22 protein-coding genes are annotated in these 21,629 nt (G+C 67.3%); 4 read left to right on the forward strand and 18 right to left on the reverse strand.

Annotated elements, in window-relative coordinates:
- Positions 1-30 precede the first annotated feature (30 nt).
- The 7 genes from FOC67_RS19535 to ppc form a co-directional block, all read right to left on the reverse strand.
- On the reverse strand, positions 31-726 hold the full coding sequence (locus tag FOC67_RS19535; protein WP_003092475.1) for an extensin family protein: 696 nt from the start codon (positions 724-726) through the stop codon (positions 31-33).
- 4 nt (positions 727-730) lie between these two features.
- Positions 731-1,555, reverse strand: a complete 825-nt coding sequence (locus FOC67_RS19540; protein WP_003129903.1) for an isocitrate lyase/phosphoenolpyruvate mutase family protein — start codon at positions 1,553-1,555, stop codon at positions 731-733.
- Positions 1,556-1,626: 71 nt separating this feature from the next.
- Positions 1,627-2,493, reverse strand: coding sequence for a DUF72 domain-containing protein (locus FOC67_RS19545; RefSeq protein WP_003092480.1), 867 nt, complete (start codon positions 2,491-2,493; stop codon positions 1,627-1,629).
- A gap of 18 nt (positions 2,494-2,511) precedes the next feature.
- Positions 2,512-2,859, reverse strand: coding sequence for a hypothetical protein (locus tag FOC67_RS19550; RefSeq protein ID WP_003098661.1), 348 nt, complete (start codon positions 2,857-2,859; stop codon positions 2,512-2,514).
- Between the two features lie 73 nt (positions 2,860-2,932).
- Entirely contained in the window at positions 2,933-3,613 is a 681-nt protein-coding gene (tsaB, locus tag FOC67_RS19555) for a tRNA (adenosine(37)-N6)-threonylcarbamoyltransferase complex dimerization subunit type 1 TsaB (protein ID WP_003110619.1), read from the reverse strand.
- A gap of 103 nt (positions 3,614-3,716) precedes the next feature.
- Entirely contained in the window at positions 3,717-4,364 is a 648-nt protein-coding gene (gene adk, locus FOC67_RS19560; protein WP_003092485.1) for an adenylate kinase, read from the reverse strand.
- A gap of 160 nt (positions 4,365-4,524) precedes the next feature.
- Entirely contained in the window at positions 4,525-7,161 is a 2,637-nt protein-coding gene (gene ppc, locus FOC67_RS19565) for a phosphoenolpyruvate carboxylase (RefSeq protein ID WP_009313519.1), read from the reverse strand.
- Between the two features lie 207 nt (positions 7,162-7,368).
- Here ppc and FOC67_RS19570 point away from each other — a divergent pair, with 207 nt between their 5' ends.
- Positions 7,369-7,713 carry a hypothetical protein gene (locus FOC67_RS19570; protein ID WP_003092488.1) on the forward strand — a complete coding sequence of 115 codons (345 nt, stop codon included), beginning with the start codon at positions 7,369-7,371 and terminating at the stop codon, positions 7,711-7,713.
- 8 nt (positions 7,714-7,721) lie between these two features.
- Here FOC67_RS19570 and cadR read toward each other — a convergent pair whose 3' ends face one another.
- On the reverse strand, positions 7,722-8,192 hold the full coding sequence (gene cadR / locus FOC67_RS19575; RefSeq protein WP_003092490.1) for a Cd(II)/Pb(II)-responsive transcriptional regulator: 471 nt from the start codon (positions 8,190-8,192) through the stop codon (positions 7,722-7,724).
- A gap of 113 nt (positions 8,193-8,305) precedes the next feature.
- Between cadR and FOC67_RS19580 the strand changes: the two genes are divergently transcribed.
- From FOC67_RS19580 to FOC67_RS19590, 3 genes are all read left to right on the forward strand, one after another.
- Positions 8,306-10,522 carry a heavy metal translocating P-type ATPase gene (locus FOC67_RS19580; protein WP_003117471.1) on the forward strand — a complete coding sequence of 739 codons (2,217 nt, stop codon included), beginning with the start codon at positions 8,306-8,308 and terminating at the stop codon, positions 10,520-10,522.
- 401 nt (positions 10,523-10,923) lie between these two features.
- A complete protein-coding gene (locus FOC67_RS19585) occupies positions 10,924-11,328 on the forward strand; it encodes a DUF4398 domain-containing protein (protein ID WP_003092495.1) in 405 nt (134 codons plus the stop codon).
- A 48-nt stretch (positions 11,329-11,376) separates the two neighbouring features.
- Entirely contained in the window at positions 11,377-12,162 is a 786-nt protein-coding gene (locus FOC67_RS19590) for an OmpA family protein (RefSeq protein ID WP_003092499.1), read from the forward strand.
- Between the two features lie 74 nt (positions 12,163-12,236).
- On the opposite strand, the gene FOC67_RS19595 is transcribed toward FOC67_RS19590, so the two are convergent.
- From FOC67_RS19595 to wspR, 10 genes are all read right to left on the reverse strand, one after another.
- Entirely contained in the window at positions 12,237-12,758 is a 522-nt protein-coding gene (locus tag FOC67_RS19595) for an O-acetyl-ADP-ribose deacetylase (RefSeq protein WP_003110623.1), read from the reverse strand.
- Complete coding sequence (locus FOC67_RS19600) at positions 12,755-13,078, reverse strand: hypothetical protein (RefSeq protein WP_003092509.1); 324 nt, start codon at positions 13,076-13,078, stop codon at positions 12,755-12,757. The genes FOC67_RS19595 and FOC67_RS19600 overlap by 4 nt, the downstream gene beginning before the upstream one ends.
- Positions 13,075-13,980 (reverse strand): alpha/beta hydrolase, encoded by a 906-nt coding sequence (locus tag FOC67_RS19605; RefSeq protein ID WP_003110625.1) that lies wholly within the window; start codon positions 13,978-13,980, stop codon positions 13,075-13,077. Before FOC67_RS19605 ends, FOC67_RS19600 begins: the two co-directional genes overlap by 4 nt.
- Positions 13,977-14,723, reverse strand: coding sequence for a TIGR00266 family protein (locus FOC67_RS19610; protein WP_009313518.1), 747 nt, complete (start codon positions 14,721-14,723; stop codon positions 13,977-13,979). The genes FOC67_RS19605 and FOC67_RS19610 overlap by 4 nt, the downstream gene beginning before the upstream one ends.
- 68 nt (positions 14,724-14,791) lie before the next feature.
- Positions 14,792-16,087 carry a flavohemoglobin expression-modulating QEGLA motif protein gene (locus FOC67_RS19615; protein WP_003092515.1) on the reverse strand — a complete coding sequence of 432 codons (1,296 nt, stop codon included), beginning with the start codon at positions 16,085-16,087 and terminating at the stop codon, positions 14,792-14,794.
- 8 nt (positions 16,088-16,095) lie between these two features.
- Positions 16,096-16,647, reverse strand: a complete 552-nt coding sequence (locus FOC67_RS19620) for a hypothetical protein (RefSeq protein WP_003129900.1) — start codon at positions 16,645-16,647, stop codon at positions 16,096-16,098.
- Between the two features lie 96 nt (positions 16,648-16,743).
- Positions 16,744-17,457, reverse strand: coding sequence for a TetR/AcrR family transcriptional regulator (locus FOC67_RS19625; RefSeq protein ID WP_003092520.1), 714 nt, complete (start codon positions 17,455-17,457; stop codon positions 16,744-16,746).
- 211 nt (positions 17,458-17,668) lie between these two features.
- The gene (gene lysS / locus FOC67_RS19630) at positions 17,669-19,174 is read right to left on the reverse strand and encodes a lysine--tRNA ligase (protein ID WP_003092523.1); all 1,506 of its coding nucleotides are present in this window, start codon (positions 19,172-19,174) and stop codon (positions 17,669-17,671) included.
- A gap of 177 nt (positions 19,175-19,351) precedes the next feature.
- Positions 19,352-20,447 (reverse strand): peptide chain release factor 2 gene (prfB, locus tag FOC67_RS19635; protein WP_010895661.1). Its coding sequence is split into 2 segments (ribosomal slippage): positions 19,352-20,374 and positions 20,376-20,447, totalling 1,095 coding nucleotides; the frame shifts between segments, so codons are not numbered across the junction.
- Positions 20,448-20,569: 122 nt separating this feature from the next.
- Entirely contained in the window at positions 20,570-21,613 is a 1,044-nt protein-coding gene (wspR, locus tag FOC67_RS19640) for a Wsp signal transduction system regulator diguanylate cyclase WspR (protein WP_003092531.1), read from the reverse strand.
- Positions 21,614-21,629 lie beyond the last annotated feature (16 nt).

The following is a 21,629-nucleotide window of genomic DNA, read 5'->3' on the forward strand; positions in this document are numbered from 1 at the left end:
CGGATTTTGCCAGAGTTGGCCCGCGCGCGCTCACCGGCAGACCTTCCATAGGCCCATGTCGAGGTGGAAGTGATCCCGGTGGGCGGCATTGTAGTCGGGCCCCAGCACCGCATTGAAACTGGCGCAGGCGCCGTCCCGCACGCGGCGCAGGAAGCGCCCGTCGGCGCCCTGGTCGGCCCAGTCCGTGGCCAGGCGGATTCGCCTCCCGCCGGCCAGGCGGAAGCCGCTGATGTCCAGGGCATTGGCCGAAGCATGCTGGCTGCGCCGGCCGTTCTCGCGGTTGTAGACGTTGCGGCAGGCGAAGCTGCCGATATGCTCGACCCGCGTCAGCGGCTGGCCATAGATATCCAGGGCTGCCGGTTGCAGCACGTGGCGCTCGAACAATGCATAGCTCACTGCCAACGGGCAACTGGCGAGGAAGCTGCTGCTCAACTCCAATGCCGCCCCACGCACGCGCAGGCTGTTGCTCAACGGGCAGGTAGCCGATGGCGGATCGTCGGCGACCCGCTGGTAGCGCAGTTGCGAGGTGGCCAGGGCGGCGTCACAGAGGCTCCGGTCGTCGGCCAGGCGCCATAGCTTGTAGCGGGTCAGCAGGTTCGGCGGTTCGCGCACGTCCAGCGGCAGCCAGGGATTCCAGCGCGCCGGCAGATCGAGCCACTGGTAGCGCAGGGCGCCGACGGCCCCCGCCAGCAGCAGCAATGGCAGCAACCAGGCCAGGCGGCGCACGGGTTCAGCGGAACAGGTCGTTGATACGGTCGAAAGGCATCGCCGCACGGGTCGCTTCCAGGTCGCGCCGCGCCAGCGCCTGCGCCGCCTCATGGAAAGCGCCGAAGGCGACCCGGGCAAGGTTCGAGCCCAGGCTCACGCGCTTGACGCCGAGGGCTTCCAGCTCGTCCAGCGACAGCTCCAGGCGCGGCGAACCGACCAGTACGTTGACCGGCTTCGGTGCCACCGCTTCGAGCACCGCGACGATCTGTTCGCGGCGGTTCAAGCCAGGCGCGTAGAGCACATCGGCGCCGGCATCGGCATAGGCGCGCAGGCGCCGCAGGGTGTCGTCGAGATCCTCGCGACCATGCAGGAAATTCTCCGCGCGGGCGCAGAGGGTGAACGGGAATGGCAACGCACGGGCCGCCTCGACCGCGGCAGCGACCCGCTCCAGCGCGGCGGAGAACTCATAGATGGGCTGTCCGGCGCGCCCGCTGGCATCCTCGATGGAACCACCGACCAGGCCGGCCTCGGCGGCCAGGCGGATGGTCGTGGCGCAGTCTTGCGGAGCATCGCCGTAGCCGTTTTCCAGGTCGGCGGCGACCGGCAGATCGGTGGCGGCGACGATCGCCCGGGCGTTTTCCAGCGCCTCGGTCCGGCTCACCGCGCCTTCCGCATCGCGCCGGCCCAGAGAGAACGCCAGGCCGGCGCTGGTAGTGGCAAGGGCGTCGAAGCCGAGGCTGGCGAGCATCTTCGCCGAACCGGCATCCCAGGGATTGGGCAGGACCAGCATGCCGGGCCCCTGGTGCAGATCGCGGAAACGTTCGGCGCGTTGGCGTTGGCTGGTCATGGCGGCGGGCTCCGTGGCGGGGAAAGGACTCCCTAGCCTAGGCGCAGGCCGGCGGAGCGTCGAGCACCGGCTCAGAGCAGGCCCAGTTGCTCCACTTCCGGGGCCGGGATCGGCTCGGGTAGCGTCGGCAAGCCTGGCAGCCGCTGGCGCAGCAGGGCATGGAAACGCTGGGCCTGCTGGGCCGCCAGGTGATTGTCGGGGGTATGCAGGAATACGTATGGAGTCAGGCCGGCCTCGATCCAGTCGGCCACCTTGTCGACCCAAGGCAAAAGGAACACCTCATTGGCCGGCAGGTCGGGACCGCCGATGAAACGCACCTGCGGCGTATCGCTGAAGGCCGCCGGACGGATCGGCAGGCGCGGCTTCTTCGATTGGGCGTGGAGCACCGCCGGATCGTCCGAACGGCAACTGAACAGCGCCCGCGAATCCAGGCAGATGCGCTCCACGCCACGCTCGCGCAGGTGGCGGTTGAGCAGGCGCTCGTCCTCGCCTTTATCGAAGAACGCCGGGTGGCGTACTTCCACGGCAATCCGTCGCGGACTCAGCTCATCGAGGAAATACAGCAGTTCGCCCAGGCGCTGCGGGGTGAACGCCGCCGACAGTTGCAGCCACAGCGGGCTGACCCTTTCGCCAAGCGGCGCCAGCAGCTCGAGGAAGTCGCCGGCGGCCCCGAGCCGTTCGCGCAGGTCGCCTTCGTGACTGATATCGCGGGGAAACTTGGCACAGAAGCGGAACCCCGCCGGCATCGTCTCGGCCCAGCGCCGCACGGTTTCCGCCGAAGGCCGGGCATAGAAGGTGGTATTGCCCTCGACCGCGTTGAAGATGCCGCCGTAGTGTCCGAGGTAGTCGGCGGAACGCAATTCGCGCGGATAGAAGCTGCCGCGCCAGGCCGCCTCGTTCCAGGATGGACAACCGAGGAAATAAGGAAGGGAAACCACGGGAGCGCGCAGAGCCGCTCAGGCGTAGAGGTCGAGGCCGAGGACATCCTCGGCGCCGGCGTCGATGTTGAGGCTGGCGGTGGAGTTGTAGCTGGCCAGGGCCATCGCCGCATGGCTGCTTACCGGGCGCTGGAACGCCAGCAGGTCGCGGGCGCTCACCGGCAGGCTGTCGCCGCCCGCCGAACTGGCCTGGACCTTGCGCGCCTGCGGCGCCTGCTCGAAGCCCTGGCTGCCGGAAACCGGCGCCGGCTGCTCGCGCCGCGCCTCGACCTCGCGCTGCACGTCGCGATACGGCGTGACCGCGGAGCCCGGTCGGGCGCTGCGCTCCAGCGGCAACGAAGAGGAAGAAAGTCCGTCGATACGCATGATCAAAACCCGGGGAAGTCTCCACACTCTAGCCAGCCCCGAAAGGCTTGGCAATTACCGCTGCGCGGCATTTTCAGGGCGTTTTTTTCGGCGTCGCCACGTTGTCGCGCAGGTACACCGGCAGCGCCTGTTCCGCCTCCACGCCTTCGCCGCGCGCCCAGGCGAAGCCGGCCAGGCTGAGCAAGTCCTCGGCATGCGGCAGCAGGCTCGCGTCCAGCGCGGCCGGGCGCTGCGGCATGCGCTCGACGTAGCCCCAGCCGGTGCCGGCGCCGAACCAATCCGCGGCAGCGGCGTCCCACGGTACGGCGACCCGCTCGGGCGGCAGTACCGCTTCGCTGCCGGCCAGGCGCATCTCGCCCTGTTGCAACTGGTAGCAACCCCAGTAGACCTCGTCCATCCGCGCGTCGATGGCCGCGGCGACCCGCTCCGCACCCTGCTCGCGGTAGGCCCGCTGGGCCAGGATCGCCAGGTCGGAGACCGCCAGTACCGGGCGCTGCAGGGCGAAGGCCAGACCCTGGACCACGCCGATGGCGATGCGCACGCCGGTGAAGGCGCCCGGACCGCGCCCGAAAGCAATGGCGTCCACCGCGGACAGGGCGACGCCGGCCTCGTCGAGCAGGTCGCGGACCATCGGCAGCAGGCGCTGGGCGTGCAGGCGCGGGATCACCTCGTAGTGACTGAGCGCCCGCCCCTCGTGGAGCAGGGCGACGGAGCAGGCTTCGGTGGAGGTATCCAGGGCCAACAGAGTGGACATCGACGGTTCCGCGTGGTGAAAAAGACGCCGATTGTACCAGCCTTCTCCGCCCCGGAAACGCCGACGGCCCGCAAGCGGGCCGTCGGTGCTACAGCGCTGCGGATCAGCTCAGGGCCGAAAGCACTTTCGCGGTGATCTGCTCGACCGAGCCGACGCCGGCGATGCTGTGGTATTTCGGGGTGCCTTCGGCGGCCGACAGCTTCTGGTAGAAGTCGACCAGCGGCTTGGTCTGCGAATGGTAGACCGACAGGCGGTGACGCACGGTCTCTTCCTTGTCGTCCTCGCGCTGGATCAGCTCTTCGCCGGTAACGTCGTCCTTGCCGGCGACCTTCGGCGGGTTGTGCTCGGTGTGGTACACGCGGCCGGAGGCCGGATGCACGCGACGACCGGCGATACGCGACACGATCTCCTCGTCGTCGACGGCGATCTCGACCACATGGTCGATGGTCACGCCGGCGTCCTTCAGCGCTTCGGCCTGCGGGATGGTCCGCGGGAAGCCGTCGAACAGGAAGCCCTTGGCGCAATCGGCCTCGGTGATGCGTTCCTTGATCAGGGCGATGATGATGTCGTCGGATACCAGGCCGCCGCTGTCCATCACGCCTTTCACCTGCTGGCCGAGCGGGCTGCCGGCCTTGACTGCGGCGCGCAGCATGTCGCCGGTGGAGATCTGCGGAATGCCGAACTTCTCGGTGATGAACCGTGCCTGGGTGCCTTTGCCGGCACCGGGTGCCCCGAGCAGAATCACACGCATCGATATGCTCCTTAGAATTGGTAAGCGAAAGTCTGGATCCGCCTCGTGGGGCCAATCTCGTATTTGCAGGAAACGGCACTGTATGGCGCCGAAAAGGCTGTCCAAGATACACAGCGCCCCCCCACCGCACAAGACACCGAAAGTTGCCCCCCGCCTTCCCTCATCCGGTGTTGCGCAGTCCGGCGGCGACCCCCGCGACCGTCACCAGCAGCGCCTGCTCCAGGCCGCCGCAGGCGTCTCCCCGGCAGCGCCGCGAACGGGCCAGAAGCTCAGCCTGGAGCAGGTGCAGCGGGTCTAGATAGCTGTTGCGCACGCTGATCGACTCGCGGGTCTCGCTGGCGTGGGCGAGCAGCAGCGACTGCCCGGTCAGTCCCAGCACCAGGCGCACCGCCTGCGACAATAGGTCGCGTAAACGACGCCCCAGCGGACGCAGCTCGAGCGGCACTAGACGTTCGTCGTAGAGCCGCGCGATATCCGCGTCGGCCTTGGCCAGGACCATTTCCAGCATGTCGATGCGGGTGGTGAAGAACGGCCATCGCTCGCGCATCTGCCCGAGCAGCGCGCCCTCGCCACGCTCGATGGCGTTCAGCAAGGCGGTCTCCCAGCCAAGCCATGCCGGCAGCATCAGGCGCGTCTGGGTCCAGGCGAAGATCCAGGGAATCGCCCGCAGGCTCTCCACCCCGCCTTCGCGGCGCTTGGCCGGGCGGCTGCCCAGCGGCAGACGGCCCAGTTCCTGCTCGGGCGTGGCCAGGCGGAAATACTCGACGAACTGCGGATCGTCGCGCACCACCCTGCGGTAGGCCAGCAGCGCGTCCTTCGCCAGGCGGTCCATCTGCGCGCGCCAGGCCGGCTCGGGAGCCGGCGGCGGCATCAGGGTCGCCTCCAGCACCGCGGCGAGGTAGAGATTGAGGTTCTGTTCGGCGATGTCCGGCAAGCCGAACTTGAAGCGGATCATCTCGCCCTGTTCGGTGACCCGGAAGCGCCCGGCCACCGAACCCGGTGGCTGCGACAGGATCGCCGCGTGGGCCGGCCCGCCGCCGCGGCCGACGGTGCCGCCGCGGCCATGGAAGAGCAGCAGCTCGACCTCGTGCTGGCGGCAGATCTCCACCAGTTTCTCCTGCGCCCGGTACTGCGCCCAGGCCGCCGTGAGAGTACCGGCGTCCTTGGCCGAATCGGAGTAGCCGATCATCACTTCCTGCACCCCGGAGAGCCGCGAACGGTAGCCCGGCAGCGTCAGCAGGCGCTCCATGCAGGGGCCGGCGTTGTCCAGGTCGTCGAGGGTCTCGAACAGCGGCACCACGCGCATCGGCCAGTCGACGCCGCTTTCCTTGAGCAGCAGTTGCACCGCCAGCACGTCGGACGGCTGGCCGGCCATCGAGATCACGTAGGAACCCAGCGACGCCGGTGGTGCGGCGGCGATCGCCCGGCAGGTGGCGAGCACCTCGGCGGTATCCGCCGAAGGCTGGTAGTGCGCCGGCAGCAGGGGGCGGCGGCTGTTCAGTTCCTCGAGAAGGAATTCCAGGCGGGTCTTCTCGTCCCACTCGTCGTAGCTGCCCAGTTCCAGGTACTCGGTGATCTCGCTCAGCGCGGCGGCATGGCGGCTTGAGTCCTGGCGCACGTCCAGGCGCACCAGGAACAGGCCGAAGGTGGCGGCGCGGCGCAGGCAGTCGAGCAACGCGCCATCGGCGATCACGCCCATGCCGCAGGCGTGCAGCGACTCGTGGCACAGTTGCAGCGGCTCGACCAGGTCGCGGTTGTGCTCCAGGACGCCCTCCGCGGCCGGCACCTCGCCGGCCAGGGCCTGGTGGGTCCAGTTGCGGGTCACGCGCAGGCGCTCGCGCAATTGCTTGAGCAGGGCGCGATAGGGCTCGGCGCTATCGCCGACCCGCGCCAGCAGCTGCGGCGAGGCCTGCTGCATGGACAGCTCGGCGGCCAGTCGGTCGATATCGCGCAGGTACAGGTCGGCGGCCATCCAGCGCGCCAGCAGCAGGACCTCGCGGGTCACGCTGGCGGTGACGTTGGGATTGCCGTCGCGGTCGCCCCCCATCCAGGACGCGAAGCGCAGCGGCGCGGCGGTCAACGGCAGGCGTTCGCCGGTGCTGCGCAGGAGTACCTCGTCGACGTGCCGAAGGACGTTCGGCAAGGCCTGCCAGAGAGAATGCTCGATCACCGCGAAGCCCCATTTCGCCTCGTCCACAGGGGTCGGCCGGACCTTGCGGATCTCGTCGGTATGCCAGGCCTCGGCCACCAGCCGCTGCAGGCGCTGCTGGATGCGACTGCGCTCCTCCGGCAGCAGGTCGGCATGGTCCTTGGCCGCCAGCTGCGCGGTGATCGCATCGTATTTCTGGATCAGCGTGCGCCGCGCCACCTCGGTGGGATGGGCGGTCAGCACCAGTTCGATCTCCAGCCCGGCGAGCTGGCGAGCCAGTTGCCCGGGGGCATGCCCGGCGTCCTTGAGACGCCCCAGCAGCTCTTCCAGCACCAGGTTCTCGAAGGGTTCCGGCTCGTTCGGCCGGCGCCGGCGGATACGGAGGTATTGCTCGGCGATATTGGCCAGGTTGAGGAACTGGTTGAAGGCCCGCGCCACCGGCAGCAGTTCGTCTTCCTCGAGCCCGTCGAGGGTGGCGGTGAGCTGCTGGGCGCCCTCCGCGGAACCGCGGCGGGCAGCCTTGGCGCCCTTGCGGATCAGCTCGATCTTGTCGAGGAACCGCGGGCCGTACTGCTCGCGGATGGTGTCGCCGAGCAATTCGCCCAGTTGGTGGACGTCCTCGCGCAGGCGCGCATCGATTTCCGGCATGACCTGTCTCCACTGCGGGTGGGAAACCAGCTTGGCTCAGGCGCCCCCGCGCTTACAAGCCCGCAGGGTGCCAGTACGGCGCCGCCGGGCCGGAAGCGAGGCTGCCGGCGCCGATCGGGTCTAGTCTGAAGGAAGTGCCCGCACCGAGGCACGGCCCCACGAGGGCACCCCCAACACGCCCGCCACGACCGGGCTGAAGAGGTCAGCATGAAGATCCGTGAGCTTGTCCGCCATTGGGAACACACCGCCAAGGGCCGCATGGCCCGCAACCACTACAGCATCCCGCTGGACGTCGAAAGCGCCGCGCGCCTCGCCGCGCTGCACGAGATGTATCCGCGGCGCAGCGTCGAGGAACTACTGGGCGAGCTGGTCGGCGCCGCCCTGGAAGAACTGGAGGCGAGCTTTCCCTACGTGAAGGGGAGTCAGGTGGTGGCCACCGACGAACAGGGCGATCCGCTCTATGAGGATGTCGGCCCTACCCCACGCTTCCTGTCGCTCTCGCGCAAGTACCTGCACGAACTGGTCGCGCAACAGGACACCTCCAGTCACTGAGCGCGACTTCAGCCATGCCGGCGGTGCACGCCGGGAACGTGCATGTGCCCGGCCTCGGCGCATTCCTCGGGGATAGGCGACAGCGGCGCGGGCTGCTCCAGTTCGCGGAGGATGCCGCAGGCCTGGCTGTTGCCGGCGACCGTACAGCGTGAGCCGAGATCCTGCAGTTGCTCGCGCAATGCCTGGAGTTCGGCGATGCGCACCTCGACGTGATGCAGGTGCTCGTCGATCAGCCGGTTGGCGGTGCCGCAATCCGCCTCGGGACGGTCGCGCAACGCCAGCAGGGTACGGATTTCCTCCTGGGTCATGTCCAGCGAGCGGCAGTGACGGATGAACGACAGGCGCTCGACGTGCGCCAGGGTGTATTGCCGATAGTTGCCTTCGCTACGCGCGGGCTCGGGCAACAGTCCTTCGCGCTCGTAGTAGCGGATGGTCTCCACCGGGCAACCGGTTCTCTTCGCCAGCTCACCGATCTTCATGCCAACCCTCCTCCAATCGCCGACGCGGCTACCCGAATTGGCAGTACCGCTTGACTCTGTAGTTGCTACAGGGTGTGCAATCGCACCCAACACGTCAAACGGGAATTGTTTCCATGAGCCACGAACACGCCGACACTTGCTGTCACGGTCACGGACATGATCATGGGCACCGCCACGCGCCTCGCCCGGCGGTGGCCGCCATCGGAACCCTGGCCGGCAACGCCGAGTTGCGCTGGAGCGACCTGCGCATCGAAGCGATGGACTGCCCGACCGAGGAACGCCTGATCCGCGACGCCCTCGGTCGCCAGCCGGCAGTGGAGTCGCTGGAATTCAACCTGATGCAGCGCCTGCTGCGCGTCCAGCATCGCTTCGACAGCGTCGAGCCGCTGCAGAAGCTGATCGCCGGCCTCGGCATGCAAGCGGTGCCGCTGGATGCCGGCGAAAATACCGACGGCCCCTCGCAAGCGCCGGCGAAACCCTGGTGGCCGCTGGCCCTGGCCGGCGCGATGGCGCTGGCCTCGGAGATCGTCGAATGGTTCGGCCTGGCGCCGGACTGGGTGGTCGCCGGCCTCGCCCTGCTGGCCATCCTCGGCGCCGGCCTGCCGACCTACCGCAAGGGCTGGATCGCCCTGAAGAACCGCAACCTGAACATCAACGCCCTGATGAGCATCGCCGTGACCGGCGCCGTGCTCATCGGCCAGTGGCCGGAAGCGGCGATGGTCAGCGTGCTGTTCGCCATCGCCGAGCTGATCGAGGCGAAGTCCCTGGATCGCGCGCGCAACGCCATCCGCGGCCTGCTGCAACTGGCTCCGGAACAGGCCACGGTACTGGTCGGCGGCGAATGGAAGGAGCTGCCGGCCAAGCAAGTGGAACTGGAAGCCACCGTGCGCGTGAAGCCCGGCGAACGCATCGCCCTCGACGGCGAGGTGACCAGCGGCCGCTCCAGCGTCAACCAGGCGCCGATCACCGGCGAAAGCCTGCCGGTGGAGAAGGAGGTCGGCGAGCCGGTGTTCGCCGGCAGCATCAACGGCGAGGGCGCGCTGGAGTACCGCGTCACCCGCCGCGCCGACGACAGCACCCTGGCCCGGATCATCCACGCCGTGGAGGAAGCCCAGGGTTCCCGCGCACCGACCCAGCGTTTCGTCGACAGTTTCGCCCGCGTCTACACCCCGGTGGTATTCCTCATCGCCCTCGCCACCGCGGTGCTGCCGCCGCTGCTGTTCGGCGGCGCCTGGCTGGACTGGATCTACCGCGCCCTGGTGCTGCTGGTGATCGCCTGTCCCTGCGCGCTGGTGATCTCCACCCCGGTGACCATCGTCAGCGGCCTTTCCGCCGCTGCGCGCCTGGGCATCCTGATCAAGGGCGGGGTGTTCCTCGAACTCGGGCGCAAGCTGTCCTGGGTCGCCCTCGACAAGACCGGCACCATCACCCATGGCAAACCGCAACAGACCGACTACCTGCCGATCGCGGAGGCTGACGGGACGGATGCGCGCCTGCTCGCCGCCAGCCTGGCCGCGCGTTCCGACCACCCGGTATCGCGCGCCGTGGCCAACGCAGCGGAAGAGGACGGCCTTGCCCTGGGCGTGGTCGAGGACCTCGCCGCCCTGCCGGGACGAGGCGTCAGCGGACGCATCGACGGCGTCCTCTACCACCTCGGCAACCATCGCCTGGTGGAGGAACTGGGCCTCTGCTCGCCGGCCCTGGAAGAGCGCCTGGATGCCCTGGAGCGCCAGGGCAAGACGGTCATCGCGCTGTGCGACCCGCAGCGCGTGCGGGCCCTGTTCGCCGTCGCCGACGGGGTCAAGGACAGCAGCCGCGAGGCGATCCGCGAACTGCACGCGCTGGACGTGAAGACCCTGATGCTCACCGGCGACAACCCGCACACCGCAGCCGCCATCGCAGCCCAGGTAGGCATCGACGCAGCTCGCGGCAACCTCCTGCCGGAGGACAAGCTGCGTGAAGTGGAAGCGCGCCAGGCCGACGGCTCGCGGGTCGGCATGGTCGGCGACGGGATCAACGACGCGCCGGCCCTGGCCCGCGCCGACATCGGCTTCGCCATGGGCGCGGCGGGCACCGACACGGCCATCGAGACCGCCGGCGTCGCGCTGATGGACGACGACTTGCGCAAGTTGCCGCAATTCGTCCGGCTGTCGCGCACCACCCACGCGATCCTGGTCCAGAACATCACCCTGGCCCTGGGCATCAAGGCGGTGTTCCTCGCCCTTACCCTGGCCGGCGAAGGCACCCTGTGGATGGCGGTATTCGCCGACATGGGCGCCAGCCTGCTGGTGGTGTTCAACGGTCTGCGACTGTTGCGCAAGCGTTTCTGAAAGGCCCCACTGGCCTCCTCCAGCCCCACTCAGGTGGGGCTTTTTTCTGCCCTGGGAAAAGCACAAGCAGGCGATGGCGTACCCGCTGGGAACGCTGCCGTGGTTGCCCGCTTCACGGTCGAAAGCCCCGTACGACGGGCTTTCATGACGAGCGACGGCGTTCCGCGACCACACCGGAAGCCGACTGTTCAGTCAGAAAATTTCAGATTTTTTTTTGAACCCCTGAACCAGCGGGGGAGTCACTAAAAGTACATGGCCAATCGCCAAGCCCCTGAAACAGAGGCCTGGCAGAGGCTTGCTCAGTGAGCAGGAAGAAAAGACCGGAGGGCCGGAAACGCGCCCACGGTAATGGCCAGAGATGAAAGCCAAGGAATCAGCATCCCTGTCAGAGGAAATTTCCCATGGAGCAAAAAGCGATGAGCAAGCAACACACCGGTTCCCTGCGTGGCCTCAAGCTGGCCCTGCTGGCCGTAGGCAGCAGCCTGGTCCTGGCCGGCTGCGCCGGCAACCCGCCGACCGAGCAGTTCGCCGTGACCGAGTCCGCGGTGAATAACGCGGTAAGCGCCGGCGGCCCGGAATATGCCCCGGTCGAGATGAAGTCCGCCCAGGACAAGCTGAGCCAGGCGCGCATCGCCATGAACGACAAGGAATACGACCAGGCCAAGCGCCTGGCGCAGCAGGCCGAGTGGGACGCCCGGGTCGCCGAGCGCAAGACCCAGGCCGCCAAGGCGCAGAAAGCCGTGAAGGATGCCCAGCAGGGCGTCATGGAACTGCGTGAGGAAGGCATGCGCGATACGCAGCACTAAGCCGGATTCCGCCCTTCTTTCGTCGATTCGTGATTAAGGATGACCCCTATGCGTAAGTACATTGCCCTCCCCGCCGTATCCCTGCTGGCCCTGGCGCTGGCCGCCTGCTCCACGCCGCCGAACGCCAACCTGGAACAGGCCCGCAGCAACTTCTCCGCGCTGCAGTCGCAGCCCGACGCGACCAAGGTCGCGGCCCTGGAAACCAAGGACGCCGGCGACTGGCTGGCCAAGGCCGACAAGGCCTACCAGGATGGCGAAGACCAGCGCGACGTGGACCAACTGGCCTACCTGACCAACCAGCGCATCGAACTGGCCAAGCAGACCATCGTCCTGCGCAATGCCGAGGCGCAGTTGCAGAACGCCTCCGCCCAGCGCGCCCAGGCCCGCCTCGACGCGCGCACCGCGCAACTGGACAAGCTGCGTAGCCAACTGAATGCCAAGCAGACCTCGCGCGGCACCATGGTGACCTTCGGCGACGTTCTGTTCGATCTCGACAAGTCCGACCTGAAGCCCGGCGCCATGCGCAACATCCAGCAACTGGCCGAGTTCCTCCAGCAGAACCCGGAGCGCCAGGTGATCGTAGAGGGCTACACCGATAGCACCGGTTCCGCCAACTACAACCAGCGCCTGTCCGAGCGTCGTGCCGACTCGGTGCGCATGGCCCTGCTCAGCCGCGGCATCAGCCCGGAACGCGTAGCCACCCGTGGCTACGGTAAGGAATATCCGGTGGCCAGCAACGGCACCAGCTCCGGCCGTGCCATGAACCGTCGGGTGGAAGTCACCATTTCCAACGACGCCAAGCCGGTCGCGCCACGCTCCTCCGTCAGCGGCTGATAGGCCCTACGGAAGCCAAAAGCCCCGCCATCCGGCGGGGCTTTTTCATGGGCGTGGCCCGAGCTTTCCAGGTATCAGCGGGCCACAGGCCGCTCGCCGAGCAAGCGCTGGTAGCGCTCGGCCATCGAGCTATCGAAGGCAACCAGGACGATTTCCTCCAGGCTGCTGTGCGCCGGGCGTTGCCGGCAGACCTCTTCGACGGCGATGGCCGCGGCCTGCTCCAACGGATAGCCGTAGATGCCGCAGCTGATGGCGGGGAACGCGACGCTGGTCGCCCCGGCCTGCTCGGCCAGGGCCAGGCTGCGCCGGTAGCAGCTGGCCAGCAGCTCCGCTTCGCCGTTGTCGCCGCCGCGCCAGACCGGGCCGACGGTGTGGATCACGTGGGCCGCCGGCAGACGGAACCCGCGGGTGATCTTCGCCTCGCCGGTCTTGCAACCGTGCAGCAGGCGGCAGGCCGCCACCAGCTCGGCACCGGCGGCGCGGTGGATGGCGCCGTCGACCCCGCCCCCACCGAGCAGCGAGGAGTTCGCCGCGTTGACGATGGCATCCACCGCAAGACGGGTGATGTCCCCCTGCCAGACGCGGACCTCGGTCATTTCACTTCCTGCGGGACTTCCTGTCCGGCGCAGCGCACGGCGTGCTTCCTGTTGTCCACCAGCACGCCGGAAAGGCCCTTCTGCTCGGTGTCGAACAGCACCAGGACGCCATCGATGCACTGCGCGACCTGCTTGGCCGGCTCCAGGGACAGCTTCACATCTTCGCCGGGCAGGCTCTTCAGCATGGTGAAATCGGCCAGCAACAGGGCGTCCTGCGGCTTGGCGAAATGCAGGTAGCCGTAGTACCAGAGCACGCCGACGGTGACGAAGATGGTACCGATGCCGGTCAGGATGCAGGGGAGTACGTTACGGTCGCTCATGGATTGCCTTCGGGTTTCGCGGATTCGCGGTTCGGGATTTCGGCCAGCCGGCGCAGGCCGGTGAAGCCATGGGGATCGTCGAGGAAGCGCAGCATCACTTCCTGCCAGGTCGCTTCGGCGAAGGTCTGCACGTGGCCGCCTCGGGTCAGTTGCAGGACCTTCGGCGGCCGCGCCTGGCGGTACAGGGCGATGCCGTTCTCGAGGGGCACAATGGTATCGTCGATGCTGTGAAAGAACAGCATGGGTGCGCCAGAAAGCCGCGCCACCGAATGGATGGCGCTGTCGTCGTCGGGCACCAGCCAGGACAGCGGCACCTGCAGCGGCCAGGTCAGCCAGGAACCGTCCAGCATGTGCCGGGCGATGCCGCGGTAGCTCGCCGGTACCCCGTCGAACACCAGCGCCTTGAACTGGCCCTGGCGCTGCGGATGCTCGACCAGGTAGTGGATCGCCAGCGCGCCGCCGAGACTCTGCCCCAGCAGCACGCGCTCGGTGCCCTTCACCTCCGGCGCCTGGTCGAGCCAGGCGAACGCCGCGTCGATGTCGCGGTAGACCTCCGGCAGTCCCGGCTCGCCCTCCGACTGGCCGTAGCCGCGATAGTCGAGCATCAGCACCTGGTAGCCCTCGGCGGGCAGCCACCAGGTGCCGCCGAGGTGCCAGGACAGGTTGCCGCCGTTGCCGTGCAGGTAGAGCACGGTGCCTTTCACCGGCACGCCTTTCTTCGCCGGCAGCCACCAGGCGCGCAGGCGCACGCCGTCGGCGGTGGTCAGGGTGACGTCGCGGTACTCCAGCCCGGCGCGCGCCGGGGTGATCTGCACCACCGGCTCGGGATAGAACAGCAGCGAACTGCAACCACCGAGGAACAGCGCGCCGAGTACCAGCAGCGGGATCAGCAGGCGCTTCATCCGTTGTTGGTCCTTACCTCTTCGCGGGCGCGAAAGGTGGCGTCGTAGATGCGCCCGGCCAGGCGCGAGAACGGCAGGCTCTGCAGCCAGACGGTGCCGCTTCCCTTGAGGGTGGTCAGCAGCAATCCTTCGCCGCCGAACAGCATGCTCTTCAGGCCGCCGGCCAGTTGTACGTCGTAATCGATGCTGTCGGTGAAGGCCACCAGGCAACCGGTGTCGACCCGCAGCGTCTCGCCATTCAACTGGCGGCGGATCAGCGTACCGCCGGCGTGGACGAAGACCAGGCCATCGCCCTCGAGCTTCTGCAGGATGAAGCCCTCGCCGCCGAAGAAACCGGCGCCCAGGCGCTTGGCGAAGGCGATGCCGACCCGGGTGCCATAGGCCGCGCAGAGGAACGAGTCCTTCTGGCAGAACAGGCGCCCGCCGACATCGTCCAGGTCCACCGCCACCACGCTGCCCGGATAGGGCGCGGCAAAGGCCACGTGCTGCTTGCCCTGGCCTTCGTTGGTGAAGTGGGTCATGAACACCGACTCGCCACCGAGCTTGCGCTTGCCGGCGCTCCACAGCTTGCCCAGCAGGCTGCCGTCGGAGCCGTCGCCCATCCGCGCGGTGAAGCGGATGTCGCCGGTCATGTAGTTCATCGCCCCGGCCTCGGCGATCACGGTTTCCCCGGGGTCGAGTTCGATCTCCACGGTCTGCATGGATTCGCCGAGGATGCGGTAGTCGAGTTCGTGGCTGGCCATCGCCGTTCTCCTTGCTTGCCGGCCGACCGCCCGCGCGCACCGGGAAAGACCGGCACGGCGGGGAGCGGTCAGAGAATGTTCGCGTAGTCCGCTTCGATGCGGTCCAGGCTGAGGTGGTTGAGGAAGTTCGAGAAGCACATCCAGGCCGACAGCGCGTTGAGGTCGCGGAACTGCGGCGGCAGGTATTTCGGCGGCGCCACCAGGCCCTCGTCCACCAGTTGGCGCAGGGTGCGCATGTCTTCCAGGGTGGTCTTGCCGCAGAACAGCAGGGGGATCTGTTCGAGCTTGCCCTTGCGCACGGCGAGCTGGATGTAGTTATAGATGAGGATGAAGCCCTTCAGGTAGGACAGGTCCTTGGTGAACGGCAGGCCATCCGGGGTCGAGCCGCGGAAGACCCGGCTGGCGTTCTGGTAGCTGTCCTCCAGGCTGTAGCCCTGCTCGCGGTAGAAGTGGAACACGTCGAGGAAATCGGCGCCCTCCTCGGCCATGTGGATCGCCCGGGTGCGATTGGTCAGCTTGCGCAGGCGGGTCGGGTAGGAGGCGAAGGCGATCACCTCCATCAGGATCGCCAGGCCTTCCTGGGTCACGGTGGAGGACGGCGGCCCCTTGGCGAGGAAGGTGCAGATCGGCTGGCTCAGGCCGTTCAGGGTGGTGCCGACGTGCACCAGGCCCTCGTGGACCTCCAGCGCGCGCACGTCGCGCTCGTTGAACAGGGCGTCGGCGCGTACCTTGATGTAGTCGGCGCCGGCCGCCGCGTCGGCGACGATGCCGTCGGACTCGAACACGCGGATGGTGCCCTCCTCCTCGCCGAACACGGTGTTCAGCCGCGCCTGGAGGATCGGCACGACCTCCTTGGCGGTCAGGGTCTTGGGTTCGTCCTTGAGATCGCCGCGGTCGGCGATGTTGTTCAGGTAGTCGGAGAGCATCAGGCCGAGGTCGGCCAGGGTCGGATCGCCGGCATGGAAGGCGTCCGAGGCCGAGCCGTAGAGTTCCTGGGAGATCAGCCCGAGGTCCGGGGTGCCGCGCGCCTCGAGCATGCGAATGACCATCCGGTATTCCTTGCACATCCGCCGCATGATCTGCCCGACCGGGTTGAACTGGCCCAACTGGCGGGTGATGTCGCGCTCGATGTTCTGGAATTCCTGCTTCTTGGCGCTGGCGTCGAAGGCCAGCGGGCGGCTGTCGTAGTAGCCGCGGTCGACCTTCGGCGCATGCTTGCCGCGGCCCTTGAGGAAGTCCTGGCGGATCCCGTCGTCCCATTTGATCGCATCCAGCACGCGGATCGGCGTCTGCGCCTCGACGATGCGATCGGACAGGGAGCGGATGATCTTCTGGTAGTCGTTCTGCGCCTTGCGCTGGCTCATCGGCAATCTCATTGGGTGACCCGCTGGAAGCGGGCGGCCTCGACGAACACGTCGGAGTTGGCGGGATCGTTCAGGTAGGCGAAGACCTTCTCCAACGGGCTGCGCACCAGCGCGCCCTTGCCCTGCTCGCTGTCGACGGTCTCGCCGTCGAGCTGGCCGGCGCCGAGGTCCTCGACGATGCGCTCGACGTCGAGGTTGTAGATTACCAGCTCGTCACCGTCGGTGATCTCGAAGCCGGCGATGACGAAGTTGCCGCCCAGGCTCTTCGGCAGGCCGGCCGACAGGTACCAGCGCTTGCCCTGGTGGGAGACGGTGAAGCCGTAGTCCTCCAGGCTCTCGGTATTGTCCTTGCTGTCCACGTAGCTGACCGCGCGGTAGACATTGCTGCCGGAACGGGTGATCTCCAGGAATTGTTCTTCCTTCCACTCGTTCTCGCGGCTCCAGGTCCCGAGCAGGTGGCTCGGCGCCGCCTCGCGCGGCGGTATCGGCTCCTTGAAGGTGACCAGGCAACCGCCCAACAGCAGGAAACTCAGGACCACCAGGCAACGCCAGGCTTTCATCACACGCTCCTTAGGAACCCTCCGCAACCTGCGACCGGCTGGCCGAGGGAAGGTTCGGGTATGAAAAACCCCGCCATGGCGGGGTTGACGCTCAGGTCACAGGCCCATGACCAGATTCAGGTACCGTCTGAGTATGGCGCGCATTTCGTCCACGGCCAGTTGCTCGACCCCGTCCACGAGGCCCTGATATTCCATCTGCAGAATAATCGACGTCAACACCTTGGCGTCCTGCTCGGGCTGCCCGGAACCGAGCACCTGGAAGAAATGCACGGCGCCGAGGGAGAGGATCCGCTGGTGGGCATCGGCCAGTTCGCGCAGGCGCGGGTTGAGCAGCGCCTCCTGGCGGAAGGCCTGTTCGGCCAGCAGGTGCTCGCGGCGCTCGGTGAGCTGGACCTGGACATACTGCACGGCCAGCTCGACGATCCGTTCCACCAGCGAGCCACGGGCGCCGGGGTCGTCGGCCAGCACCGCGGCCATCTCCTGGAGGTCGCCCTCCACGCTGCTCCAGAACGCCGACAGCGCCTCTGCGTTGCGCTCGACGAAGAGGGCGAAGGTGTCGGTGATGAGATCGTCGATGTCCTTGAAGTAGTAGGTGGTGGCCGACAACGGCACCTGGGCCTCGGCGGCCACCGCGCGGTGGCGCACGGCCCGTACGCCGTCGCGGACGATCAGGCGCATGGCGGCATCGAGAATCGCCTGGCGCCGCTGCTCGCTGCCCTGGCGGCTGGCCTTGCGGCCCTGGTAACGAACGCTTTCGGCTACCGCGCTGGCGGCCTGCGCGGCGCTGTCTCTGGGAGCTACTCGGGACACGGTGTTTCCTCCGCTCGCGGACGATGGAGCATTGTTCGGACTTTTTCGCGTGGAATCAATCGGCCGCTACCGGGGAAGCTCCGATCCCACCCGCACCTCCCGTGGTCAGCCGGCAGATCGGCGGCTATCGACCCCTGGTCCGGCGGCCGAGACACCGCGCGGCCATGAAAAAACCGCCCGAAGGCGGCTTTTCCATGGACTGTTGCGGCGCTCAGGCCTGCGGGCGCATGTGCGGGAACAGGATCACGTCGCGGATCGACGGCGAGTTGGTCAGCAGCATCACCAGGCGGTCGATGCCGATGCCTTCGCCGGCGGTCGGCGGCATGCCGTATTCCAGGGCATTGATGAAGTCGGCGTCGTAGTGCATCGCCTCGTCGTCGCCGGCGTCCTTCTCCTTGACCTGCAGCATGAAGCGCTCGGCCTGGTCCTCGGCGTCGTTCAGCTCGGAATAGGCGTTGGCGATCTCGCGGCCGCCGATGAACAGCTCGAAGCGGTCGGTGACGCTCGGGTCTTCGTCGTTGCGGCGGGCCAGCGGCGAGACCTCGAAGGGGTAGCGGGTGATGAAGTGCGGCTGCTCCAGCTTGTGCTCCACCAGTTCCTCGAAAATCATCACCTGCAGCTTGCCCAGGCCTTCGTGGCCGAGGACCTTGGCGCCGGCCTTCTTGGCGATGGCCCGCGCCTTCTCGACGTCGTTGAGGTCGGCGGCGCTGATCTCCGGGTTGTACTTGAGGATCGAATCGAACACCGACAGGCGCACGAACGGCTCGCCGAAGTGGAAGACCTTGTCGCCGTAGGGCACGTCGGTGGTACCGAGTACCGCCTGGGCCAGTTCGCGGAACAGTTCCTCGGTCAGGTCCATGTTGTCTTCGTAGTCGGCGTAGGCCTGGTAGAACTCGAGCATGGTGAACTCGGGGTTGTGCCGGGTCGAGACGCCTTCGTTACGGAAGTTGCGGTTGATCTCGAAGACCTTCTCGAAACCGCCGACCACCAGGCGCTTGAGGTACAGCTCCGGGGCGATGCGCAGGAACATGGCCATGTCCAGCGCGTTGTGATGGGTCTCGAACGGCTTGGCCGCGGCGCCGCCGGGGATGGTCTGCAGCATCGGGGTCTCCACTTCGAGGAAACCGCGCTCGCTGAGGAAACGGCGGATGTGGGCGATGACCTGGGAGCGCACGCGGAAGGTGTGGCGGGTTTCCTCGTTGACCATCAGGTCGACGTAGCGCTGGCGGTAGCGCTGCTCGGTGTCGGTCAGGCCATGGTGCTTGTCCGGCAGCGGACGCAGCGACTTGGTCAGCAGGCGCACGCTGGTCATGTCGACGTACAGGTCGCCCTTGCCCGAGCGGGCCAGCACGCCTTCGGCGCCGATGATGTCGCCCAGGTCCCAGGTCTTGATCTCGGCCAGGGTTTCTTCCGGCAGGGTCTTGCGGTTGACGTAGACCTGCAGGCGCTCGCTGCTGTCCTGGAGGACGATGAAGGAACCGCGGTTGAGCATGATCCGACCGGCCACCTTGACCGGGATCGCTGCAGCTTCCAGCTCTTCCTTGGTCTTGTCGGCGTACTGTTTCTGCAGGTCCGCGAAGTAGGCGTCGCGGCGGAAGTCGTTGGGGAAGGCGATGGCCCGGGCTTCGCGCACGGCGGCAAGTTTTTCCTTGCGCTGGGCGATCAGCTTGTTTTCTTCCTGTTGCAGTTCGTGCTGGTCGAGTTGTTGGTCGCTCATGGTCTTGGTGGTTCCTGGTTAGGCTCTCTTGCCTGTGGAAACGGATTGCGCAACAGGGGCGAAAAGCGTAGCGAACGCCGGCCAGGCAAGGCGGGAAATGGCGAGGACGCGGCGTTCACGATCGTAAACGAGCAGTCCGAACCATTTTCCAACGCGGCCTGGCCAGGCGCAGCAGCTTTACAGCCCCTGTTTGAGGCTGGCTTCGAGGTATTCGTCTAGATCGCCGTCGAGCACCTTGTCGCAGTCGCTGCGCTCGATACCGGTACGCAGGTCCTTGATCCGCGACTGGTCGAGCACGTAGGAGCGGATCTGGTGGCCCCAGCCGATGTCGGACTTGGAGTCCTCCAGGGCCTGGGACGCAGCGGTACGCTTCTGCATTTCCAGCTCGTACAACTTGGCCCGCAGCATCTTCATCGCGGTGTCCTTGTTGGCGTGCTGGGAGCGTTCGTTCTGGCACGCCACCACGGTATTGGTCGGCACGTGGGTGATCCGCACCGCCGAATCGGTGGTGTTCACGTGCTGACCGCCCGCGCCGGAGGAGCGGTAGGTATCGATGCGCAGGTCGGCCGGGTTGATCTCGATCTCGATGTTGTCGTCGATTTCCGGCGATACGAACACCGCGGTGAACGAGGTGTGGCGACGGTTGCCGGAGTCGAACGGACTCTTGCGCACCAGGCGGTGCACGCCGATCTCGGTGCGCAGCCAGCCGAACGCGTACTCGCCCTTGATGTGCACGGTGGCGCCCTTGATGCCGGCGACCTCGCCCTCGGACAGCTCGATGATAGTGGCGTCGAAGCCGTGCTTGTCGGCCCAGCGCAGGTACATGCGCAGCAGCATGTTGGCCCAGTCCTGGGCCTCGGTGCCGCCGGAGCCGGCCTGGATGTCCAGGTAGGCGTTGTTCGGGTCCATCTCGCCGCTGAACATGCGGCGGAACTCCAGCTTCTCGAGGATCTCGCGCAGACGCTCGACTTCGTTGGCAACGTCGTCGACGGCGCCCTCGTCGTCTTCCTCGACCGCCATGTCCAGCAGGTCGCGGGAATCGGCCAGGCCGCTGGTCAGGTCGTCCAGGGTTTCCACCACCTGCGCCAGCTGGGCGCGCTCGCGGCCGAGGTTCTGGGCGTATTCGGGGTTGTTCCAGACGTTGGGGTCTTCGAGCTCGCGGTTTACTTCGACCAGGCGATCATGCTTCTGATCGTAGTCAAAGATACCCCCGAATGGTCTGGGTGCGCTCGGAGAGGTCCTTGATGCTGTTGAGGATCGGGTTGATTTCCATGGCTGGCGCTCACTCGCGGGAAAACGTCGAAAAGCTGCGAAGTATACTGCACTTGCGCCCTGCGGGCAGTACGCCGGCCTCTATTTAATGCCGGCCGGCGACGCATGGCCGCCGCGCGCCGCTCAGCCCGCCGGGGCTGGCGGCACCGGCTGTTCCATCAGGCCAACCTGGTTGCGGCCATTGTTCTTGGCCTGGTAGAGCGCCTGGTCGGCCATCTCGATGAGAACCCGGAAGGTCTGTCCGCCGCCGCCCGGCACCAGGGTGCTGACGCCGATGCTGACGGTCAGGTACGAGCCCGGGCGTGGCTGGTCGTGGCTGATCTGCAGGCTCTCCACCGTACGCCGGACCTTTTCCGCCAGCAGCCGCGCGCCGCCCGGCGAGGTGCCCGGCAGGACCATGGCGAACTCCTCGCCGCCATAGCGCGCCGCCAGGTCCGAGGAGCGACTGCAGCCCTCGCGGATGGCCCCGGCGACCTGGCGCAGGGCCTCGTCGCCGGCGACGTGGCCGAAGGTGTCGTTGTAGCTCTTGAAATAGTCCACGTCGATCATCAGCAGCGACAGTTGCGACTGCTCGCGCAGCGAGCGGCGCCACTCCATCTCCAGGTATTCGTCGAAGTGACGACGGTTGGAGAGCCCGGTCAGGCCGTCGGAGTTCATCAGCCGCTGCAGCACCAGGTTGGTCTCCAGCAACTGCTGCTGGCTCTCGCGCAGCGCCCGATAGGCCTCGTCGCGTTGCTGCAGGGCGATGTACGAACGCGAGTGGTAGCGGATCCGCGCCACCAGCTCGATGGCGTCCGGCAGCTTGACCAGGTAGTCGTTGGCGCCGGCGGCGAACGCCGCGCTCTTCACCGTCGGCTCTTCCTTGGTCGACAGGACGATGATCGGGATGTCGCGGGTCGCCGGGTTGCCGCGGTAGGCGGCGAGCAGCGTGAGGCCGTCGACGCCGGGCATCACCAGGTCCTGGAGGATCACCGTCGGCTTGATCTGGTTGGCCACCGCCACCGCCTGCTGCGGATCGGAACAGAAGTGGAAGTCGATGCCCGCCTCGCTCGCCAGCGAGCGACGCACAGCCTCTCCGATCATGGCCTGATCATCGACAAGCAGTACCATGACCGCGCCGTCCAGAGGGGCGCCCAGGTCGGTCTTGCTCTCATGAGGGTTGTGCATGTTTCTCTCCGGGACC

This window comes from Pseudomonas sp. FDAARGOS_761, from assembly GCF_013343155.1.
Lineage (GTDB): Bacteria > Pseudomonadota > Gammaproteobacteria > Pseudomonadales > Pseudomonadaceae > Pseudomonas > Pseudomonas aeruginosa.

Bases quoted from the DNA above. Each gene is read 5' to 3' on its own strand.
- FOC67_RS19540 (WP_003129903.1), bottom strand. From the start codon at position 1,555: ATGACCAGCCAACGCCAACGCGCCGAACGTTTCCGCGATCTGCACCAG.
- FOC67_RS19550 (WP_003098661.1), bottom strand. From the start codon at position 2,859: ATGCGTATCGACGGACTTTCTTCCTCTTCGTTGCCGCTGGAGCGCAGC.
- tsaB (WP_003110619.1), bottom strand. From the start codon at position 3,613: ATGTCCACTCTGTTGGCCCTGGATACCTCCACCGAAGCCTGCTCCGTC.
- adk (WP_003092485.1), bottom strand. From the start codon at position 4,364: ATGCGTGTGATTCTGCTCGGGGCACCCGGTGCCGGCAAAGGCACCCAG.
- ppc (WP_009313519.1), bottom strand. From the start codon at position 7,161: ATGCCGGAAATCGATGCGCGCCTGCGCGAGGACGTCCACCAACTGGGC.
- FOC67_RS19570 (WP_003092488.1), top strand. From the start codon at position 7,369: ATGAAGATCCGTGAGCTTGTCCGCCATTGGGAACACACCGCCAAGGGC.
- cadR (WP_003092490.1), bottom strand. From the start codon at position 8,192: ATGAAGATCGGTGAGCTGGCGAAGAGAACCGGTTGCCCGGTGGAGACC.
- FOC67_RS19580 (WP_003117471.1), top strand. From the start codon at position 8,306: ATGAGCCACGAACACGCCGACACTTGCTGTCACGGTCACGGACATGAT.
- FOC67_RS19585 (WP_003092495.1), top strand. From the start codon at position 10,924: ATGGAGCAAAAAGCGATGAGCAAGCAACACACCGGTTCCCTGCGTGGC.
- FOC67_RS19590 (WP_003092499.1), top strand. From the start codon at position 11,377: ATGCGTAAGTACATTGCCCTCCCCGCCGTATCCCTGCTGGCCCTGGCG.
- FOC67_RS19595 (WP_003110623.1), bottom strand. From the start codon at position 12,758: ATGACCGAGGTCCGCGTCTGGCAGGGGGACATCACCCGTCTTGCGGTG.
- FOC67_RS19600 (WP_003092509.1), bottom strand. From the start codon at position 13,078: ATGAGCGACCGTAACGTACTCCCCTGCATCCTGACCGGCATCGGTACC.
- FOC67_RS19605 (WP_003110625.1), bottom strand. From the start codon at position 13,980: ATGAAGCGCCTGCTGATCCCGCTGCTGGTACTCGGCGCGCTGTTCCTC.
- FOC67_RS19610 (WP_009313518.1), bottom strand. From the start codon at position 14,723: ATGGCCAGCCACGAACTCGACTACCGCATCCTCGGCGAATCCATGCAG.
- FOC67_RS19615 (WP_003092515.1), bottom strand. From the start codon at position 16,087: ATGAGCCAGCGCAAGGCGCAGAACGACTACCAGAAGATCATCCGCTCC.
- FOC67_RS19620 (WP_003129900.1), bottom strand. From the start codon at position 16,647: ATGAAAGCCTGGCGTTGCCTGGTGGTCCTGAGTTTCCTGCTGTTGGGC.
- lysS (WP_003092523.1), bottom strand. From the start codon at position 19,174: ATGAGCGACCAACAACTCGACCAGCACGAACTGCAACAGGAAGAAAAC.
- wspR (WP_003092531.1), bottom strand. From the start codon at position 21,613: ATGCACAACCCTCATGAGAGCAAGACCGACCTGGGCGCCCCTCTGGAC.